The organism is Paenibacillus sp. FSL H7-0357 (assembly GCF_000758525.1).
Classification (GTDB): domain Bacteria; phylum Bacillota; class Bacilli; order Paenibacillales; family Paenibacillaceae; genus Paenibacillus_AQ.
This window is the reverse complement of record NZ_CP009241.1, coordinates 1-21643: the sequence shown is the minus strand read 5'-3', so window position 1 is coordinate 21643 and position 21643 is coordinate 1. Positions and strand designations below refer to the sequence as shown.

At 49.2% G+C, this 21643-nt stretch carries 15 protein-coding genes and 3 rRNA genes; 2 read left to right on the top strand and 16 right to left on the bottom strand.

The features are described 5' to 3' along the window. Positions 1–32 precede the first annotated feature (32 nt). From H70357_RS00090 to H70357_RS00075, 4 genes are all read right to left on the bottom strand, one after another. A complete protein-coding gene (locus H70357_RS00090; RefSeq protein ID WP_038584327.1) occupies positions 33–362 on the bottom strand; it encodes a cyclic di-AMP receptor DarA in 330 nt (109 codons plus the stop codon). 101 nt (positions 363–463) lie between these two features. Continuing rightward, positions 464–1105 carry a dTMP kinase gene (tmk, locus tag H70357_RS00085; protein ID WP_038584324.1) on the bottom strand — a complete coding sequence of 214 codons (642 nt, stop codon included), beginning with the start codon at positions 1103–1105 and terminating at the stop codon, positions 464–466. Next, complete coding sequence (locus H70357_RS00080; RefSeq protein WP_038584320.1) at positions 1106–2767, bottom strand: aminotransferase class I/II-fold pyridoxal phosphate-dependent enzyme; 1662 nt, start codon at positions 2765–2767, stop codon at positions 1106–1108. Positions 2768–2983: 216 nt separating this feature from the next. Further along, the gene (locus H70357_RS00075; RefSeq protein ID WP_038584317.1) at positions 2984–3169 is read right to left on the bottom strand and encodes a sigma factor G inhibitor Gin; all 186 of its coding nucleotides are present in this window, start codon (positions 3167–3169) and stop codon (positions 2984–2986) included. 210 nt (positions 3170–3379) lie between these two features. Here H70357_RS00075 and H70357_RS00070 point away from each other — a divergent pair, with 210 nt between their 5' ends. Beyond that, on the top strand, positions 3380–3904 hold the full coding sequence (locus H70357_RS00070; protein WP_038584312.1) for a hypothetical protein: 525 nt from the start codon (positions 3380–3382) through the stop codon (positions 3902–3904). Positions 3905–4004: 100 nt separating this feature from the next. On the opposite strand, the gene H70357_RS00065 is transcribed toward H70357_RS00070, so the two are convergent. From H70357_RS00065 to gyrA, 6 genes are all read right to left on the bottom strand, one after another. After that, on the bottom strand, positions 4005–4394 hold the full coding sequence (locus H70357_RS00065; protein WP_038584309.1) for a hypothetical protein: 390 nt from the start codon (positions 4392–4394) through the stop codon (positions 4005–4007). Between the two features lie 258 nt (positions 4395–4652). Continuing rightward, positions 4653–4769, bottom strand: a 5S ribosomal RNA gene (gene rrf, locus H70357_RS00060). Positions 4770–4847: 78 nt separating this feature from the next. Further along, positions 4848–7775: ribosomal RNA gene (locus H70357_RS00055) — 23S ribosomal RNA — on the bottom strand. Between the two features lie 246 nt (positions 7776–8021). Further along, a 16S ribosomal RNA gene (locus H70357_RS00050) occupies positions 8022–9577 on the bottom strand. Together the 16S, 23S and 5S rRNA genes form the textbook arrangement of a ribosomal RNA operon. A gap of 387 nt (positions 9578–9964) precedes the next feature. Continuing rightward, entirely contained in the window at positions 9965–11065 is a 1101-nt protein-coding gene (locus H70357_RS00045) for an HD-GYP domain-containing protein (RefSeq protein ID WP_038584306.1), read from the bottom strand. A gap of 239 nt (positions 11066–11304) precedes the next feature. Then, entirely contained in the window at positions 11305–13857 is a 2553-nt protein-coding gene (gene gyrA, locus H70357_RS00040; RefSeq protein WP_038584303.1) for a DNA gyrase subunit A, read from the bottom strand. A gap of 387 nt (positions 13858–14244) precedes the next feature. Here gyrA and H70357_RS00035 point away from each other — a divergent pair, with 387 nt between their 5' ends. Beyond that, positions 14245–15099, top strand: coding sequence for a YheC/YheD family protein (locus tag H70357_RS00035; protein ID WP_038584301.1), 855 nt, complete (start codon positions 14245–14247; stop codon positions 15097–15099). A 131-nt stretch (positions 15100–15230) separates the two neighbouring features. Here the strand turns inward: H70357_RS00035 and gyrB are convergent, their stop codons facing one another. The 6 genes from gyrB to dnaA all read right to left on the bottom strand — a co-directional run bounded on the left by gyrB (position 15231) and on the right by dnaA (position 21556). After that, positions 15231–17141, bottom strand: coding sequence for a DNA topoisomerase (ATP-hydrolyzing) subunit B (gyrB, locus tag H70357_RS00030; protein WP_038584297.1), 1911 nt, complete (start codon positions 17139–17141; stop codon positions 15231–15233). 45 nt (positions 17142–17186) lie between these two features. After that, on the bottom strand, positions 17187–17435 hold the full coding sequence (gene remB / locus H70357_RS00025; RefSeq protein WP_038584295.1) for an extracellular matrix regulator RemB: 249 nt from the start codon (positions 17433–17435) through the stop codon (positions 17187–17189). Positions 17436–17451: 16 nt separating this feature from the next. Beyond that, positions 17452–18570 (bottom strand): DNA replication/repair protein RecF, encoded by a 1119-nt coding sequence (recF, locus tag H70357_RS00020; protein ID WP_038584292.1) that lies wholly within the window; start codon positions 18568–18570, stop codon positions 17452–17454. Between the two features lie 23 nt (positions 18571–18593). Next, on the bottom strand, positions 18594–18821 hold the full coding sequence (gene yaaA, locus H70357_RS00015) for a S4 domain-containing protein YaaA (protein WP_038584289.1): 228 nt from the start codon (positions 18819–18821) through the stop codon (positions 18594–18596). Positions 18822–18870: 49 nt separating this feature from the next. After that, positions 18871–20013 (bottom strand): DNA polymerase III subunit beta, encoded by a 1143-nt coding sequence (gene dnaN / locus H70357_RS00010; protein ID WP_038584286.1) that lies wholly within the window; start codon positions 20011–20013, stop codon positions 18871–18873. Positions 20014–20209: 196 nt separating this feature from the next. Next, entirely contained in the window at positions 20210–21556 is a 1347-nt protein-coding gene (dnaA, locus tag H70357_RS00005; protein ID WP_038584283.1) for a chromosomal replication initiator protein DnaA, read from the bottom strand. Positions 21557–21643: the final 87 nt, after the last annotated feature.

Genomic DNA, 21643 nt, shown 5'->3' with positions numbered 1-21643 from the left:
GTCCTTATCATGGGATTGCACCGGTATTATGCTCAATAATGCTCAAAACGATCAACAGGAAGCACGAATACTGTTGCTCCGCCTACCTGTACCTCTACAGGAAGTGGTAAATATGAATCCGTCGTACCGCTCATAGGAGTTACCGGAGTAACAAGCTGCTCACGCACTTTGCAGCTATTGCGGATAACACTAAGTACAGCATCTACCTGAGTATCGTCTACACCAATCATAAATGTGGTATTCCCTGCGCGCAGAAATCCGCCTGTACTGGCCAGCTTGGTTGCACGGAAGTTTGCCTTGACCAGCTCACTGGACAACCGGTTACTGTCTTTATCCTGGATAATTGCGATGATTAAATTCATCTTCGTTCCCTCCTAAAAGTTTTGTAGGCGATACATTGGAGTGTTACCTCTCCAAAGGTGATGTGAAAAGTTCACACCTAAGTAATATTAGACAAAGCGCCTTAAAAATCCTTTAAAATGCGCTCCTTCAGCGTACGAACGATATCCTGTTCAACCATATGAATCGGACGATTGGCATCAAGGACAACAATCCGCTGAGGATCTGAGGCAATAACGAGCTGATACCCTTCACGAACCTTTTGGTGAAAAGCCAGGTTTTCCAAATCAAGGCGGTTCACTTCCCGTTCCTGATTGGCAGCAATCCGTGACAGCCCCACCTCCGGGTCCACATCCAGATAGAAGGTTAGATCCGGCATCCGGCTGCCAATGGCAAAGCGGTTAATGCTCCAGACCTCTTCAATGCCAAGTCCTCTCGCATAACCCTGATACACGAGACTGCTGTCTACAAACCGGTCACAGAGTACGGTAATTCCGTCCTTGAGTGCAGGCTCAACTACTTCAGCCAAATGCTGGCTTCTTGCCGCTGCATACAGCAGCGCTTCCGTCCGGGCATCCATAGCAGTATGGGCGGGATCCAGAATAATGGATCGGATCTTCTCGGCGATTTCAATCCCCCCGGGTTCACGCGTAATCCTGTAGGGCATGGAGTGATTCTGCAAATATGCCGCCACCCGGCCCAGTACTGTTGTTTTTCCCGAGCCATCGCCTCCCTCCAAAGTAATGAAGAAACCTTCTCGTGCCACTTATACTTCTCCGCCCTTCTGAATGTTGTATACCTTGATATGCTGTAAGACCGGATCAGCGCAGGCCTGAAATTTGGCTCCGCCTTTACTGAGACCACTCAGCCGGTTGCATATGGCTTCGGTTATTGCTTCGCCCGGATAGAGCAGTGGAATGCCCGGCGGATAAGGAATAACCATCTCTGCCGCCACTCTTCCTATACTATATTCCAAGCGGATACTTTCTGTTTCACTTTCAAGCACCGGCCGTAAAGAGAACGGAACCGGATCTGAAATCAGAGACGTGGTGAAATTGTTCCACGTGGAATTATTGCTGTGAGGAGATTTGCTTCCCTCTGCCTGGCTGTCAGCCAAGGCTGCTGCGGGTGCTTGCTCCGCAGCAGCCTTGGACACCGCTGATGCCGGACCAGCATCAGCCCCAGATGCCTGCGGCACCGGGCATGGCATGTCCGCATCAATCTCCTGCAGCGCGCTCAGCAGCGCTGCGGCATCTTCAGCCTTCGAGCCGAGGCTGAAGGCCAGCACTACGTGCCGGGCATCGCTCATCTCCGGCACGATGCCCTTCTCCTCGAGCCTGCGCTGCAGCTCGAAGCCCCCCAGGACCCCGGCGACGTCATAAATGACGGCCTTAAAAGGGTCCTGCATGCTGTACGCCGCCCCGCTATGCGGCGGCGTTCCCGTGCCGGCGGCTGCGCCTGCGCCGCCGGAAGGCTGCAGCGGCACCGCTGGCTGCAGCAGCCCATAACGCGGCAGCTGCGCCAGGCCGCGACGCAGGACGTCTACGGCGGCGAGCCCCGCCGTGAAAGCAGCGGCGCGCTGGCTGTGCACCAGCCGCCGGGCCAGATCGAGCGAAGCCATCACGGGGTAGGATGGGCTGGAGCTCTGCACCATCGCGAGCCGCTGCCTAAGCAGGGTGCGGTCAAGCCGCAGGCCCTGCACATGCAGCATGGCGCCCATGGTGAGCGTCGGCAGCATCTTATGCGTGGACTGCACTACGCCGTCCGCGCCGCACATTAGCGCCCCGGCCGGCAGCGCGGGGTGCTGTCCGTAATGCGCCCCATGCGCCTCGTCAACCAGCAGCGGAACACCGCTGTCGTGACAGATCTGCGCGAGGGGCGCCAGGTCGCTGCCCATGCCGTAGTAATTCGGCATGGTGACCAGCACAGCTGCGGCTTCCGGGTAGGCTGCCAAGGCAGCCTGCACCGTCTCAGCCGCAGGAGCGACCGCAAGGCCGCTGTCCGTATCCAGCAGCGGCTCCAGAAAAACTGCCTGGACACCCGCCAGCATTAGTCCATGAATGACCGATTTATGCACATTGCGCTGCAGAATCATGATCATTCCCGGCTGGGGGCATACCGTCAGGATGAGGGCAAGATTACCGGCAGTGCTGCCGCCAACGAGAAAAAAACTCTCTTCCGCCCCAAAACAATCCGCTGCCAGCTCCTGTGCTTCCTTAATCACCCCTTCAGGATGATGAAGGTCATCTGTTCCGGAAATCTCTGTGACATCGTATTTCATGATCTCATTTAGATATCCTGCGCCCCCGAATCCGCTATAAGCCTCACCATTCTTATGGCCCGGCACATGATAAGATATATTACCCTTTACTCTATATTGTTCCAACATTTCGTATACAGGTGCCCTGCCAGGCTGTAAATTGTTCATAATCTATTCCTTCCCTGGGGGTTACCTTCTATTTTAACGCAAATATGTGCAAACGCCTATTATTCTGCACAAAAGCCTCTTCACAACAACAAAACGGCTCCTCCCGCCCTTTAAGACGGGGAAGCCGTTATATTGAAGCCTTCATATGCAGCCAACGCGACACATAACCACCGCCTGCTCTTTTTACCCCATCTTCATTCCATACCTGTGTTCTGCTCAAGCGTTCTTCTGCAATCCGATCTTCTTCATCCGTCCAATAAAAAAACGGTATTTGGCATCTTCCGCCTCTGTATGCACCATTTCACTCTCACAATCCTCACAAATGAAATGCGAGACAATCACAATACCTTCCTCTTTCACTTGTCCGCAAATGATGCAGGGCTGTCCGGGTTGCTGTTCCATTACCATCCCACCTTGACTCTTTTAAGAACAGTATGTTACACCTTCTATCATTTTAAACCTTTTCATAGTTTTTTCCTATCCTTCAAGGCTTATAATATATATATTCCGTCATTTGTCTAAAGGTGAACCTGATGCTGAAGTTTAATAAATTGCTGTCATTCGCCGATATTAGTAACATGAGAACTAAGTGAGGAGGTCAAACCTTTCTTTATGGAACCTAACACCAAAGGCGCAGCCACATTCTATCAATACAAGCTTATCAAAAAGATTAATCTCACGCCTGTTAAGCTGCGGATATATATTGCGCTCCCCCTCTTTTTCGTAGTGCTGGAAACAGTGTTCCTTTCCTGGTGGAGTATCCTGTTCATGATTATTGCCGCACCAGTTGTGATATGGATTCAATATGTAATCTCGCGGTCAGTTCTGGTCATTACCGGGCATCCCATCGCCAAGCGGTGGAGATTATCCTTTCGCCTGCCATGGCTTGGTTATATGCCTGATCAATACATCAGTTATGGCATCTTCCGTAAAGTGCAGATGCATAACTTCTGGATCGGCCTGTGCATCGCCGCACTGTTTATTGTATGGTCTCCGCCGGCATTTACAGTATCCTTGATCATCTGTCATCTATGGGTGCTCTTCCCCCGTCTTTATACGCTGCTGAGACTAAATCGTGAAGAGAAAAATGGTATGCTTAAGTTCACATCCACTGATGTTTCTTATTACTCTCAGTAATCAATAAGCTACATACATACAGCGATGAAATGCTCACCCTACAATAAATAACCGCCGTCCTAATAGACGGCGGTTATTTATTTACTCTCCAGCTCTTTAACTATGTTTTCTTCTCCTTCGGAATCATCACAATGAAATAGTCATCATGGATCGTTAGGTGAACTGTGAGTCCATCCTTCTCAAAAACTCGCGAGCTTCCGGAGTCATCATCCTGTTGTTCTTCCCATCCCCAAGCCTGGATGGCTTCCAAATAAGGCTCTGCTACGCCATCCTTTTCTTTAAGTCCGGGCAATGAATAACGAACATAATCCATAGCGACATTGGTAGTGGTCCGATCAGGAGAGCTGGCATCCTTAGGTACCGGAAAGCTCTTTTCGTTAAGTGCACCCTCAAAAGCATCCCAGGCAGGCTCTTTCGTACCACAACCAACCAGCATTACACAAACTATAGAAACAATAAATAATATCCACAAGGGCCGGGTTCGCTTCATACCTTAAATCCTCCTTACCTCTACCATGCATCTAAAGACGCAAGAAAATTCAAATTTAGAATTTATCAGTAGTTCATTCGTATTAAGGTTCTTCTTAATATTTGCACTTTTCTATTATACTTTGATCTGCTGTGGCGTCGGTAACAAAAATGTCACTCCATTGTAAGCGTTTTATAAATTTATACTCCTCTATACCTATCTCTTACACTCTAAATAACAAAAAAGCCACTGTTGAGAAACTCAACAATGGCTTTGTGTGCTTGGCGGCGTCCTACTCTCCCAGGACCCTTCGGTCCAAGTACCATCGGCGCTGGAGGGCTTAACGGTCGTGTTCGGGATGGGTACGCGTGGAACCCCTCCGCTATCGCCACCAAACGGGCATTTACAGCGTAAGTGCTTCAGGAACCTTAATTCCTGAAAACTGAATCCGAAACGAATCTGCGTCTTTACTAGTTGGATAAGCCCTCGACCGATTAGTATTGGTCAGCTCCATGCATTGCTGCACTTCCACCTCCAACCTATCTACCTCGTCGTCTTCAAGGGGTCTTACTAATTGGGAAATCTCATCTTGAGGGGGGCTTCACGCTTAGATGCTTTCAGCGCTTATCCCGTCCGTACGTAGCTACTCAGCCATGCTCCTGGCGGAACAACTGATGCACCAGCGGTACGTCCATCCCGGTCCTCTCGTACTAAGGACAGCTCCTCTCAAATTTCCTGCGCCCACGACAGATAGGGACCGAACTGTCTCACGACGTTCTGAACCCAGCTCGCGTACCGCTTTAATGGGCGAACAGCCCAACCCTTGGGACCTACTTCAGCCCCAGGATGCGATGAGCCGACATCGAGGTGCCAAACCTCCCCGTCGATGTGGACTCTTGGGGGAGATAAGCCTGTTATCCCCAGGGTAGCTTTTATCCGTTGAGCGATGGCCCTTCCATGCGGTACCACCGGATCACTAAGTCCGACTTTCGTCCCTGCTCGACTTGTTGGTCTCGCAGTCAAGCTCCCTTATGCCTTTGCACTCTTCGAATGATTTCCAACCATTCTGAGGGAACCTTTGAACGCCTCCGTTACTCTTTAGGAGGCGACCGCCCCAGTCAAACTGCCCGCCTGACACGGTCCCCGTACCCGATTAGGGTACCAGGTTAGAACCTAGATACGATCAGGGTGGTATCCCAACGGCGCCTCCGCAGAAGCTTGCGCTCCTGCCTCTACGGCTCCCACCTATCCTGTACAGATCGTACCCAAATTCAATATCAAGCTGCAGTAAAGCTCCATGGGGTCTTTCCGTCTTGTCGCGGGTAACCTGCATCTTCACAGGTATTAAAATTTCACCGGATCTCTCGTTGAGACAGCGCCCAAGTCGTTACGCCATTCGTGCGGGTCAGAATTTACCTGACAAGGAATTTCGCTACCTTAGGACCGTTATAGTTACGGCCGCCGTTTACTGGGGCTTCGGTTCACAGCTTCGGATTGCTCCTAACCGCTCCCCTTAACCTTCCAGCACCGGGCAGGCGTCAGCCCGTATACTTCGCCTTGCGGCTTCGCACAGACCTGTGTTTTTGCTAAACAGTCGCTTGGGCCTTTTCACTGCGGCCCCCTCGGGCTATTCACCCTACCGAGGCACCCCTTCTCCCGAAGTTACGGGGTCATTTTGCCGAGTTCCTTAACGAGAGTTCTTCCGCGCGCCTTAGAATTCTCTTCTCGCCTACCTGTGTCGGTTTGCGGTACGGGCACCTTCTCCTGGCTAGAGGCTTTTCTTGGCAGTGTGAGATCATGACCTTCGCTACTATAATTTTCGCTCCCCATCACAGCCCAGCCTTAACGGTGTGCGGATTTGCCTACACACCAGCCTCACTGCTTAGACGGACATCCATCAGTCCGCGTCACTACCCTCCTGCGTCACCCCATCGCTCATAGCGGATTACGGTGGTACAGTAATTTCAAACTGTTGTCCTTCGACTACGCCTTTCGGCCTCGCCTTAGGTCCCGACTTACCCTGAGCGGACGAGCCTTCCTCAGGAAACCTTGGGCTTTCGGCGGATCAGATTCTCACTGATCTTTTCGTTACTCATACCGGCATTCTCACTTGTATGCTGTCCAGCGCTCCTTACGGTACACCTTCAACCTGCATACAACGCTCCCCTACCCCAGATGCAAAGCATCTAGCCATAGCTTCGGTGGTGTGTTTAGCCCCGTTACATTTTCGGCGCAGAGTCACTCGACCAGTGAGCTATTACGCACTCTTTCAATGGTGGCTGCTTCTAAGCCAACATCCTGGTTGTCTGTGCAACTCCACATCCTTTCCCACTTAACACACACTTGGGGACCTTAGCTGATGGTCTGGGCTGTTTCCCTTTTGACAATGGATCTTAGCACTCACTGTCTGACTCCCGGCAAGAAGTTAATGGCATTCGGAGTTTGACTGAGCTTGGTAACCCTTGCGGGCCCCGCACCCAATCAGTGCTCTACCTCCACCACTCCATTCACCGAGGCTAGCCCTAAAGCTATTTCGGGGAGAACCAGCTATCTCCGAGTTCGATTGGAATTTCTCCGCTACCCCCACCTCATCCCCGCATTTTTCAACATACGTGGGTTCGGGCCTCCAGTGCGTGTTACCGCACCTTCACCCTGGACAGGGGTAGATCACACGGTTTCGGGTCTACGTCCACATACTTAAGTCGCCCTATTCAGACTCGCTTTCGCTGCGGCTCCGGCTTCTCACCTTAACCTTGCATGTTAAACGTAACTCGCCGGTTCATTCTACAAAAGGCACGCCATCACCCATTAATAGGGCTCTGACTTTTTGTAAGCACACGGTTTCAGGTTCTATTTCACTCCCCTTCCGGGGTGCTTTTCACCTTTCCCTCACGGTACTGTTTCACTATCGGTCGCCAGGTAGTATTTAGCCTTAGCAGATGGTCCTGCTGGATTCATACGGGGTTTCACGTGCCCCGCACTACTCGGGATCCGTCTCGGAGAGAACACAGTTTAGGCTACAGGGCTTTTACCTCTATCGCGGGCCTTTCCAGACCTCTTCACCTACCATATTCCTTTGTAACTCCATGTGAGACGTCCCACAACCCCAAGAGGCAAGCCCCTTGGTTTAGGCTGTTCCGCGTTCGCTCGCCGCTACTGACGGAATCACTATTGTTTTCTCTTCCTCAGGGTACTTAGATGTTTCAGTTCCCCTGGTCTGCCTCTATCTCCCCTATGTATTCAGAGAGAAGTAACTGCGAATTACCACAGCTGGGTTTCCCCATTCGGACACCCCCGGATCAAAGCTTGCTTACAGCTCCCCGAGGCAGTTTCGTTGTTCGCCACGTCCTTCGTCGGCTCCTGGCGCCTAGGCATCCTCCGTGTGCTCTTATTAGCTTAACCAATGCGTTTTTCCAGAAGGAAAATCGCTAGCATCGCTATAATACAAACTTGTTTACACAAGTTCAGCTTAAAGGAATGTTCTAAAACGCAAATTCGTTTCGGTATCCAGTTTTCAAGGATCAAGGTGTTACTTGAGAGCTTAAACTCTCAAAACTGACCAACGAGTGAGTAACAGGCCTAAACCTGAGTTTTGGAAGTAATACTTCCGATTTGAATGTTTCCATTGCAGGAAACGATTCTCCATAGAAAGGAGGTGATCCAGCCGCACCTTCCGATACGGCTACCTTGTTACGACTTCACCCCAATCATCTACCCCACCTTCGGCGGCTGGCTCCCTTGCGGGTTACCCCACCGACTTCGGGTGTTGTAAACTCTCGTGGTGTGACGGGCGGTGTGTACAAGACCCGGGAACGTATTCACCGCGGCATGCTGATCCGCGATTACTAGCAATTCCGACTTCATGCAGGCGAGTTGCAGCCTGCAATCCGAACTGAGACCGGCTTTGCTGGGATTGGCTCCACCTCGCGGTTTCGCTTCCCGTTGTACCGGCCATTGTAGTACGTGTGTAGCCCAGGTCATAAGGGGCATGATGATTTGACGTCATCCCCACCTTCCTCCGGTTTGTCACCGGCAGTCACTCTAGAGTGCCCAGCTTAACCTGCTGGCAACTAAAGTCAAGGGTTGCGCTCGTTGCGGGACTTAACCCAACATCTCACGACACGAGCTGACGACAACCATGCACCACCTGTCTCCTCTGTCCCGAAGGCCGCCACTATCTCTAATGGATTCAGAGGGATGTCAAGACCTGGTAAGGTTCTTCGCGTTGCTTCGAATTAAACCACATACTCCACTGCTTGTGCGGGTCCCCGTCAATTCCTTTGAGTTTCAGTCTTGCGACCGTACTCCCCAGGCGGAGTGCTTACTGTGTTAACTTCGGCACCAAGGGTATCGAAACCCCTAACACCTAGCACTCATCGTTTACGGCGTGGACTACCAGGGTATCTAATCCTGTTTGCTCCCCACGCTTTCGCGCCTCAGCGTCAGTTACAGCCCAGAAAGTCGCCTTCGCCACTGGTGTTCCTCCACATATCTACGCATTTCACCGCTACACGTGGAATTCCACTTTCCTCTTCTGTACTCAAGCCACCCAGTTTCCAGTGCGACCTCAGGTTGAGCCCAAGGTTTAAACACCAGACTTAAATAGCCGCCTGCGCGCGCTTTACGCCCAATAATTCCGGACAACGCTTGCCCCCTACGTATTACCGCGGCTGCTGGCACGTAGTTAGCCGGGGCTTTCTTCTCAGGTACCGTCACTCCGGTAGCAGTTACTCTACCGGACGTTCTTCCCTGGCAACAGAGCTTTACGATCCGAAAACCTTCATCACTCACGCGGCGTTGCTCCGTCAGGCTTTCGCCCATTGCGGAAGATTCCCTACTGCTGCCTCCCGTAGGAGTCTGGGCCGTGTCTCAGTCCCAGTGTGGCCGTTCACCCTCTCAGGTCGGCTACGCATCGTCGCCTTGGTGGGCCGTTACCCCACCAACTAGCTAATGCGCCGCAGGCCCATCTCCTTGTAGCAGATTGCTCCGCCTTTCATCCTTCGTCCATGTGAACAAAGGAATTATCCGGTATTAGCTACCGTTTCCGGTAGTTATCCCAGTCAAAGAGGTAGGTTGCCTACGTGTTACTCACCCGTCCGCCGCTAAGTTAATCCGGAGCAAGCTCCATCATAACTCCGCTCGACTTGCATGTATTAGGCACGCCGCCAGCGTTCGTCCTGAGCCAGGATCAAACTCTCCAAATTGGTATTTAGAAAGAGCGATTGCTCAATTTGAAACATCTGACGAGAATTTACATTCTCTAATTTTGGATCTCACTTGCGTGATTTCCATACTCACTCGTTGTTCAGTTTTCAAAGATCAAGCTCGTTGTCAGTGTCGATTATCTCGTCACCAGCAACTCTTATAATATATCACATCCAACCGATCAATGCAAGCTCTTTTTTTCAACTTCTTTTTCGAGCCCGGCGTTGATGTTTCGCGGCCAGAAATAGAATATATCATGTATGGTTCTACATTGCAAGCATTATTTATAAAATTCTTTCTAGAGTAAACAGCTTGTACCGCCCCCTACTGCAAAAGCACCAGCATAAAGGGCGATAACAAAGCTTTCATTGGACTCATCCCTTGGGTTAGGCAATGATCTCCTGAATGTATAGCTCACGTTCCATCATCAGGTTGACGATTTTTCCCTCCACCTGCACCATAGGGCGGGTAGGATTGCTGCGGTCTGTAAAGATAATCTCTCCATGACGCCCGTCGCTTAATCGTATTCTTGTGCCATTATAGAGATCTGTTGTTTTCTGAATAAAGGTTTGAACGATAACCGGATCCAGCTTACCGAAGCTTTCGGTCTGTAGCTGCTCCAATACCAGATAAGGCGACTGAGCCTTTCTGTAAGCCTTCTCCAGGGTCATGGCGTGAAAGATATCAGCCACAGCAACGATCTTGGCGTAGACATGAATCTGGCTGCCCTCCAGATGGAGCGGATAACCAGTACCGTCTATTTTTTCGTGATGCTGAAGTGCCGCAAGTCTAACCCCTTCGTTAATAGCTGTAACATTTCTCAGCAGCTGGTATCCATAAGTGGTATGTCTGCGGACTTCTTCTAATTCCGCTCCATTCAGCGGGGTCGGCTTGTGCAGCAGTGCCCCATCTACTTTAACGTTACCGATATCATGCAGCAAACCGGCAAATGCAGCCTGCATCCAATCTTTCTGCGGATATCCGCACCACTGGGCGATTTTATAACAGGTTAATGCCGACAGCACTGCATTGTGATAGTTATAATCTTCATCATGCAGAATCCGTGGAGCAAACTTCAAGACATGATAATCTTTTAAATTGCCGATCAATGCTTCCAACTGACTGCGTAATTCAAAAATGGGTATCGAGGCAGCAGCAACAGAACGGTAGCTCTGCTTAATCAAAATCAGCATCTTCTCATATTCATCATGTAAAGAGGAATTGCTTTTGGCCAGCACTGACTCATTAATGAGTGTTCCTGCCTTGACTGGCAACGTCTTCGCGGCTGCTTTAACATTTTCAGCAGGTACAGCCTCTCCCTGGTTGCCTTCAATCTCCACCTGTTGAATTAAAAAAGCCTGCAGAATCTCAACGTCGCGTGGCAGTATTATTTTTCCCTTGGGAAATAATACTCCTCCTAAAGGGGTAACTACATCTTTAATAACTTTTGAACCTGGTTTAACTTCTGCTACGGATATATTTGGCATCCACTCAGCCCCTCTACTTCATGACACTTGCGCTCAGGAATGCTGCTCTATATAGAGACTGAACATTACCGGCTAACTGGTGTGCCGCCAGGCAGCACCGGAGTATTTGATTCTCTAATTATAGTATGGATAGTTGCAAGCGGCTAGATAGTGTATCGGCAATCCATAAAAATTATATTAGAAAGCAAAAAAAAGAGCACGGGCTTCTTATAAGAAACCTGTGCTCTCTTTATAGGGTGCTATTCGAGAATATCCTCGTCATTGCCAGCGTCCATTTCAGGCTCAGCGGCTTCAGTAGTTTCAGCAGTTTCATCTATTGCTGTAACCTGGCCCTCTTCGCCGTCCTCGAGCTCGGACAATTCGTCTTCCTCATTCTTATCGGCTCTGCAAAGGGTAGCTACTGCATCATCCTCACGGATATTAATCAGCTTAACGCCCTGCGCATAACGGCCCATGGTAGAAATCCCATCCATACTCGTACGAATCAAGGTCCCGCTCGTTGTAATGATCATCAGGTCTTCGTCTTTCTTAACAACCTTCAAGCCAACAACCGGTCCATTCTTATCCGTAAGATTAATGGTCTTGATCCCCTTACCGCCACGGGTTTGTGAACGATAGTCGCTGGCAGGTGTACGCTTGCCGTAACCCTTAGTCGTTACGATCAACACCTCAAGCTCCTTGTCCACGCAGTCCATTCCGATCACATGGTCATTGTCGTCCAAGTTAATCCCTTTGACCCCTGTTGCACTGCGGCCCATAGAACGTACATCGTTCTCGGAGAAGGTAATCGACATGCCGCGGGCAGTACCGATAATCAGATTCTGCTCTCCGTCTGTCAGCTTAACTTCGATCAAGGAGTCTTCCTCACGAAGATTAATGGCAATCAATCCGCCTTTGCGGATGTTGTTATAATCTTCAAGCGGCGTTTTCTTCACGATCCCTTCGCGGGTAGCAAAGAACAGGTATTTGTCGCTATCCGCTTCCTCTACCTGGATAACTGCACTGATCTTCTCACCCTGTTCAATTTGAATCAGGTTGATAATCGGCGTCCCCCGTGCAGTACGTCCGAGCTCAGGAATCTCATACGCCTTGATCCGGTAAACTTTGCCCTTATCGGTAAAGAACATGAGGTAATTATGGGAATTACTCACGAAGAGATGCTCCACGAAATCCTCATCCTTGGTATCCATCCCGATCACACCGCGGCCTCCACGCTTCTGGCTGCGATACGTGCTCACCGGCAGACGTTTGATATAACCGGTATGCGTAATCGTAATGACAACCTCTTCACGCGGGATCAGATCCTCGTCAAGAATGCTTTCTTCGCCGACTGTGATTTCAGTGCGGCGGTCATCCGAAAATTTATCACGGATTTCCTGAAGCTCGTTGCTGATGATATCCAGCACGAGATGCTCATTGGCCAGAATTTCCTTATACTCGGCAATCTTGACTAGCAATTCATTATACTCGTTCTCAATTTTTTCCCGTTCCAATCCGGTCAGGCGCTGCATCCGCATATCGAGAATTGCTTGAGCCTGCTCAATACTGAGGCTGAATGTTTCCATCAAGCCTTCACGGGCGATATCCGTCGTACGAGAAGCCCTGATCAGCGCAATAACCTCATCCAGATGATCCAGTGCAACACGCAGACCTTCCAGAATATGCGCCCGTGCCTCAGCCTTCTTCAGATCAAAGATCGTCCGCCGGCGGATAACTTCGATTTGATGCTGTAAGTAGTGATACAGCACGTCGCGAAGATTCAGGATCTTCGGCTCGTTGCCTACAATAGCCAGCATATTGATACCGAATGTAGATTGCATGGCAGTATGTTTGTACAAGTTATTGAGTACGACACTTGGATTGACATCACGCCGCATCTCAATTACAACGCGCATACCGTTACGGTCGGACTCATCACGAAGATCGGTTATTCCCTCGATCCGTTTCTCACGTACCAATTCTGCAATCTTTTCAACCAATCTCGCTTTGTTGACCTGATAAGGCAGTTCATGCACAATGATCCGCGCTTTACCATTGTTCTCCTCAATAGTTGCTTTAGCACGCATCGTAACCGATCCGCGTCCTGTGCGGTAAGCTTGGCGAATACCTTCACGGCCCAAAATATAGCCCGCTGTAGGGAAATCCGGCCCTTGAATATATTCCATAAGCTCCATAGGTGTGATCTCTGGATTCTTGATCATCGCCTGTACGCCATCAATGACTTCACCCAGATTATGCGGAGGAATGTTGGTAGCCATCCCTACAGCGATCCCGGATACCCCGTTAACGAGCAGGTTAGGATAACGCGCAGGCAAAACTACAGGTTCATTCTCTTCACCATCATAGTTAGGTGCGAAATCAACTGTTTCCTTGTTGAGATCGCGAAGCATCTCTCCGGCGATTTTGGACAGGCGTGCCTCGGTATACCGCATTGCTGCCGCCATATCTCCGTCAATGGAACCGAAGTTCCCATGACCGTCTACGAGCATGTAGCGCATGGAGAAATCCTGCGCCATCCGTACCATCGTCTCATAAACAGCGGAGTCCCCGTGAGGATGATACTTACCGATAACCTCACCGACGATTCTCGCTGACTTCTTGTGAGGTTTATCCGGAGACATTCCAAGTTCCGACATCGCAAACAAAATGCGTCGGTGAACAGGCTTGAGTCCGTCCCGCACATCTGGCAAAGCCCGGCTTACAATGATGCTCATTGCGTAATCCATAAAGGATTCGCGCATTTCCTCACCAATGTCCCGATCTTTGATTTGCGGGTTATTTTGTTCAGCCATGAGTTGCTGGACCTCCTTCAGTTAAAAACCGCTACCCTTTATTATATTACTTTCACAAAAGCAGCACAATTAAACACTATAGATTTATATCTTCTATATTCATTTCTTTTGGCACAGTCAGGGGTAAATGCCCTTTCCGCCAATGTCTTCGTTACATAGACTGTAAAGACAAGAAGATTGGTTATATGGCCCTGGTTTTGTCCAAAATGACATAACCCCATATCCTTATATTATAACATTGTTTAGTTAGCTTGTCCTAAAATTTCAGCTTTCCAGATTCATCATTCAGATCAACCCACAAAACTTTAAGTTTATGCTTTCGAAGCAAGTTTTGTACGAGGAGAATTCAATGCTGTTACGCTCACAAAACTTTTAAGGAGGAAGATAATGAGGATTCAACGGGTCTCCAGCAAATGGGCAAAAACTAAAGTTATCCTGCAAAACCGCCTACTGGCAATCTTCATCCCGGAAACACGAAAGTACAGTTTGGCCGCTCTTAACGAATTGCTCGGAACCTACGGGACGGTATATATAAAACCTGACCGCGGGACTTATGGGAATGGTGTGATGCGAGCCGAGCAGCGTACGGTGAATTTAAGTCCCAGCGGACAGCAGCCGGTCAACAGAGATTACGGTACTGGAAGCAGTGAAGCCGCGGTTGAACAAAAAATAATGTATATCTTGCGCCATGGTTTGGAGGCAGAAGCATTCTCCACAACGGAGGAGCTGCATAATGCTTTGAAGCCGAAGATTAAAGGACGCTCCTACTTAATCCAACAGGGAATTGATTTGCTCCGGCATGCTGACCGCCCGTTTGATTTGCGGGTACTGACGCAAAAAAGACCGGATGGAGGGTGGGAAACAACCGGAATGCTGGGCAGAGTGGCCGCTCCGCAAAAGATTGTGACCAATTATCATAACGGGGGAAGTGTCTTTACCGTCAATGCGTTGTTTAAAGAACATATGGGTCCGGCAGAGATGGCATCCACGCTTCAGTCGTTAAAATCCCTGGGTGTAAAAATCGCCATGCAGCTTGAAACAGCCTACCCTGGTCTTAAAGAGATCGGGCTTGATATTGCCCTGGATCAGCATCATGATGTATGGCTGCTTGAAGTGAACACCCTTCCCTCCATTATTGCCTTTAAATTAATTCACGACAAATCTATTTATCGCAAAATTCATCGTTATGCTGTGGCGTATGGACGGTTAAAGAGAAGAAAAACAGCAGTCTCCCGCCGGTAACCCCTCTCCTGAGCAAAAGACTACCCTAACCGAAAGAACCTCCGGCTTCTATTCGCCAAGGAATAGGAAACTGGAGGTTCTTTGCTAGGAACATATGCTAGGTCTGTATGAGGACCGGTGTGCGCATATGATTAAATATCAAGGTTCCGAACCGATTTTGCATGCTCTTGAATGAATTCATATCTTGGCTGCACATTATCTCCCATAAGTGTATCAAAGATACTGTCAGCTAATATTGCATCATCAATCGTTACCTGCAGCATCATGCGACTCTCAGGATCCATGGTGGTATCCCAAAGCTGGGTGGCGTTCATTTCTCCCAGACCTTTGTAGCGCTGAACATTTACCTTAACATTCTCACCAAAGGTAGCAATGATCTCATCGCGTTCTCTCTCACTTTGAGCATAGCGGATGACTTTGTTGCGCTCAATTTTGAACAGCGGCGGCTGGGCGATATAAATATAGCCAGCTTCGATAATCTTCCGCATGTAGCGGTAGAAGAAGGTCAACAGCAGAGTCCGGATATGGGCTCCGTCGACGTCCGCATCAGTCATAATAACAACCTTGTGATAACGCGCCTTGGACAGATCAAAGTCCTCGCTGATCCCGGTTCCCAGAGCAGTAATAATCGCCCGGATTTCGGCATTGGATAGGATACGGTCAAGCCGTGCTTTCTCTACGTTCAGGATTTTACCGCGCAGCGGCAGAATCGCCTGGAAGTGACGGTCCCGGCCCTGCTTGGCTGATCCACCGGCAGAGTCACCTTCGACGATATACAGCTCACTGATCGAAGCATCCTTGGATGAGCAGTCTGCCAGCTTACCCGGCAAGGCACTGACTTCAAGAGCGCTCTTGCGGCGGGTCAGTTCACGGGCTTTGCGGGCAGCCTCACGGGCACGTGAAGCCTGCAGTGACTTCTCCAGCACCCGCCGGGAAACCGCAGGGTTCTCTTCCAGGAATTCCTGCAGCTTCTCACCGAACAAGGATTCTACAATCCCGCGGACTTCACTGTTGCCGAGCTTGGTCTTCGTTTGCCCTTCGAATTGCGGCTCAGGAATTTTCACGGAAATAATCGCCGTCAATCCTTCACGAACGTCATCTCCGGTCAGGTTGTTGCTGCTGTCCTTGATCACGCCGGTTTTGCGGGCATAATCATTGATGATCCGTGTCAATGCACTCTTAAAGCCGGATTCATGCGTTCCGCCTTCATGCGTATTGATATTGTTGGCAAAAGAGTAAATGTTCTCTGTGTACGAATCGTTATATTGCAGAGCTACTTCAACCGCAATCATATCCCGTGAGCCTTCCACGTAGATCGGATCCTCATGAAGCGCCTCTTTTTTCTCGTTCAAATATTTCACATATTCTACGATACCGCCATCGTATTTGAAGGTATTGGAAACCCCAGTCCGCTCATCCAGCAGTGAAAGCTCGATTCCCTTGTTAAGAAACGCCAGCTCGCGGATACGAGTAAGGAGCGTGTTGTATTCGAAGACTGTCGTTTCGGTAAAAATCTCCGAATCCGGATGAAAGGTTGTAGTGGTACCCGTCTCGTCGGAATCTCCGATAATCTTGATATCATATTGGGGTGCACCGCGTCTGTATTCCTGCTGGTAGACGTGGCCGTCACGTTTGACGGTTACAACTACCTTCTCGGATAATGCGTTCACAACCGATATCCCTACACCGTGAAGACCGCCCGAAACCTTATATCCGCCACCGCCGAATTTACCACCTGCATGCAGGACAGTCATTACAACCTCAAGCGTCGATTTCTTCAGCTTCACGTTCTCACCGACAGGGATACCCCGTCCGTTATCAATAACGGTCACACTGTTATCCTCATGAATAATCACTTGAATCCGGTCGCAAAAACCTGCCAGCGCCTCATCGATACTGTTATCGACGACCTCCCAAACCAAATGATGCAGACCTTTAGCGCTAGTGGAACCAATGTACATGCCGGGACGTTTCCGAACAGCTTCCAGCCCTTCCAGTACCTGAATCTGACTCTCATCATATGTCGGTTGATTCATTGACATGCCTTCACCTACTTCTTTCTGATTATCTCTTGTAACCTGAAAAGCTTATATTTCCAACAAGATTTTGGCTCTTTTTTTGAGAGTGGAGGAGGAAATAGGGGAGTAGTACACAGTATTTTTGGTCACGACAATGGACTTCGCTTCCTCTTCACCGATTCGTTCCAGTTTTTTATCCTGCTGGGAATGAACAATGAACTGCTTCGACACCTTCGAGGACCTCTCAATCGATATATCAAATATAGCAATCAGCTCTGAGGATCGAATAATCTTTTCTCCGCCCAAATGAATATACATTCTCTTCCTCCGCTCTTTATAACTCCACTTTTCCATCATGAACATGGTATAGGCTTGCGCCTTTTAATTTATCGGCACTTAAACTTTCCACACCGGTGGCAGTGATGAAGGTTTGTACCTTGCTTTGAAAGGTTTCTATAAGCTGAGTCTGGCGGTAAGGATCAAGCTCGGACAAAACATCATCAAGAAGCAGCACAGGGTACTCCCCGATTTCTTCATGGATCAGCTCGATTTCCGCCAGCTTGAGCGACAAAGCTGCCGTGCGCTGCTGCCCCTGAGAACCGTAGACCTGAGCTTCTCTTCCGTTGATAAAAAAGGACAGGTCATCCCGATGGGGACCCGTCAGCGTCATGCCGCGCCTAATTTCCTGATCTCTTGTTTGTGATAACTTTAACATAAATTTGTCTAATAAGACAGCTTCATCTTCCTCGTCCCGCTCGCCGAAAGAGGGGACGTACAGCAATTTCAGCTCTTCCCCGCCGTTCGTAATGCCCCGGTGAATGCTTTCTGCCCAGATTTGCAGCTTCTTTATGAATTGTTTCCTTTTTTTGACGATTTTAACACCATGCTCTATAAGTTGGGCATCCCATATTTCCAACAGCTCCTTGCCTGCTGCTTCCTTGCCCCATAGCTGCTTCAGCAGATTGCCTCTTTGCAGAAGCACCTTCTGGTATTGCTGCAGATGGAAAAGATAACTTGGCTGCACCTGGCCAATCTCCATATCAAGAAACCGGCGCCGTATTCCAGGTGTCCCTTTGACGATCTCCAGATCTTCCGGAGCGAACATCACCACGTTGAGCGAGCCGACGAATTCACTGAGCCTGCGCTGTTCCAGCCCGTTGATTCTGGCTTTTTTGCCTTGGGCGGACAAGGTCAGCTCCAGCTTCAAATCGCCATATTTACGTTCCACCTCGGCAACAATTTGCGCGGATCCTCCGGGAGCATCGAAAGAAATGAGTTCCCGGTCCTTCGAGGTACGGTGGCTCTTGGTCATCGCCAGGACGAACAGAGCCTCCATGAGGTTTGTTTTGCCCTGGGCATTCTGACCGAGAATCAGGTTCACATCGCCCAGGCTCTCCAGACGCAGCAGCCCGTAGTTACGGTAATGCTGCAGACCGATATTTTTAACAAACACGAACCTCTGCCTCCTTGGGTGAACTACTCTTTTATTCCGCCGCCTTCAATCTCGAATGCGCCGTTGTCCTGAACCTCTATTGTATCACCCGGATAAAGCTTTCTGCCACGTCGTTCTTCTTTTTCCCCGTTAACCTTCACGTAGCCTTCCTGCAGCAGCGCCTTCGCCATGCCGCCTGTGGATACGCAATCTGAAAGCTTCAAGAACTGGTCCAGCTTAATATATCCACTGTGGATAAGTATTTTTTTCATGTTTTTTATCCTTTCCACCACTTATCCACAGGTTCGTGAACAGCGGCGTTTAATTTGTTGTGCGGTACGGCAGAATGACATACAGACTGCGGCTGTCATCCAGCGGTCTAAGAATAATCGGACTCATCATACCGGTGAAGGCGATGACGAGCTGCTCGCTTTCGACAACTTTCAGGACATCGAGCATATATTTGGAGTTGAAGGAGATTTTGAGCGGCTCGCCTTTGAAATCAAGCACTTCCAGTTCTTCACGGACCTTCCCCAGCTCTGACGAGCTGGAAGAGATCTCAACATCGCCGTTCTCCAGTGTCTGCATACGTACAATGTTTGTTTTTTCTTCACGGGACAGCAAATAAGCGCGGTCAATCGATTCGCTGAGTTTTTTTGTATCCAAAGTTAGTTCTGTTTTGTAGTTGGTCGGAATAATTCTAGAAGTATCCGGATAAATTCCATCCAGAATCCGCGAATAGAACAGCACTTTGTCGATTTTGAAGAGCACCTGATTATCGGCCACGACAATATCCACCAGCATATTCTGGTCCGGTATGATTTTGCTTAGCTCATTCAGCGTTTTGCCGGCAATGACGATGTTGGCGAATTGGACATTCTCGGTCCCTTCCAGATGCGCAGCTCTTGTGGCCAGACGGTGGCGGTCGGTAGCTGTAAATTTAAATTCATTCTCACTCAGATTCCACAGAATCCCTGTCAGAATGGGTGTTGTCTCTTGGGTGGAGATGGAGAAGGCGGTTTGTTTAATCATATTTTTCAGCAAATCACCTGGAATTGAGATCGTTTCGTTCTCCTCGATGCTCGGCAGTACTGGGAATTCCTCGGGGTCAAGACCGACGATCTGAATTTCCGTGGAGCCGGAAGAGATATAGGTTTGAAAGCCCTCTTTGACTTCCATGTGAATTTCTTTGGAGGGAAGCTTCTTGATGATCTCGACGAAAAACTTGGCTGGAAGCACAACGCTGCCTGGCTGTTCCACTTTCACGATGGTATGGCTATCGTTCTCTGCAGGTATGAAGGACTGGATGGAAATGTCCGTATCACTTGCAGTCAGGGTAACGCCTTGATGGCTTACCTCCAGCTTAATGCCGGTCAGAATGGGAATTGTAGTTCTGCTGGAGATTGCCTTGGATACGTGCCCGATTGATTCGTTGAGTTCATTTTTAAGAATGCTGATTTTCATGATTTCACTCCTAGCTGAAAAATTGGGAAATAGGTGTACGTAATTCCTCTTCGAAACCTGCTCTTAGAAGATGAATTATTATAGTTATTTAATAGTATTAGTAGTAGGGGCGCCGTTTATGTGGATAACCCCCGAAACAGCATAAAATTAAGCCTACCCACATGTGTATAGATTGTGCATAGGCTCTTTGTTCCTCTTAGGAAGGATTTTTAATTTTCTCCGCAAGATTATTTACCACTTTGTACAACTCCTGGTCTACCTTTAATTGCTGCGTAATCTTCTCATGGGCATGTATAACTGTCGTATGGTCACGTCCCCCGAAAGCTTCTCCGATTTTGGGAAGCGAATAATCCGTTAATTCACGGGAGAGATACATAGCGATTTGACGTGGAAAAGCTACGGCTTTGGTGCGTTTGCGCGCCTTGAAATCTTCCATGCGCAAATTGTAATATTCGCCGACCTTTTGCTGAATATCGTTCATGGTGATCATCTTCGGCCGGCTGGAAGGAATGATATCCTTCAGTGCTTCGGCTGCCAGATGAGTGGTTACGTCCTGGTTGGTAAGCGATGAATAGGCAACAACACGGATCAATGCGCCCTCAAGCTCGCGAATGTTCGTATCGATCTGGTTGGCGATGTACATCATGGCCTCATTGGGGATATCCAGGTTCTCCGCCTTGGCTTTCTTGCGCAAAATGGCAATCCGCGTCTCCAGATCAGGCGGTTGAATATCGGTAATGAGTCCCCATTCAAAACGGGAACGAAGCCGTTCTTCCAGAGTGGGAATTTCCTTTGGGGGACGGTCGCTGGAGATAATAATTTGCTTGCGTTCTTCATGAAGAGCGTTAAACGTATGGAAAAATTCCTCCTGCGTTGACTCTTTGCCGGCCAGGAATTGAATATCGTCAATCAGCAGAATGTCAACGTTGCGGTATTTGTTACGGAAGCTTTCACCGCGGTTGTCACGGATGGAGTTGATGAATTCATTCGTGAATTTCTCGGACGAGATGTAGATAACCTTATTGTTAGGGTTATGTTCCAGGACGTAGTGCCCGATGGCATGCATTAGATGAGTCTTCCCAAGACCCACCCCGCCGTACAAAAACAAGGGATTATACGCTTTGGCAGGCGCTTCCGCTACAGCCAGAGAGGCTGCATGCGCAAACCGGTTGCCGGAGCCGATAACGAACGTATCGAAAGTGTACTTGGGATTAAGCAAATGAGTCTGCGCTTCTTCACGCGATACTGCGGGAGAAGGCGTCATCTGCTGGATTACAGGCTCTACGGGCTTGTTCTCCTCAATCACAAATTTGACGTCAACCTGTTGTCCGGTAACTTCATAAACCGTAGCTCCTACCAATTTGGTGTAACGACTTTCCAGCCATTCTACGGCAAATGTTGTAGGTGCCGAGATGATAATGGCGTGCTGGCTAAGAGTTAATGCCTTCGTCGCCTTAAACCATGTATCGAAGCTCGGTTTGCTTAATTTGGTTTGAATAATCGATAATATTTGCTGCCATAATTCGGAAGTATGGCTGTCCACAGACTGTCACTCCTTTAAATCTTCCAAATGTGGCATCAGCCATGAAGTGGAAATGTCGAAGAAAATGGGTTAGTGCTGAATCTTATC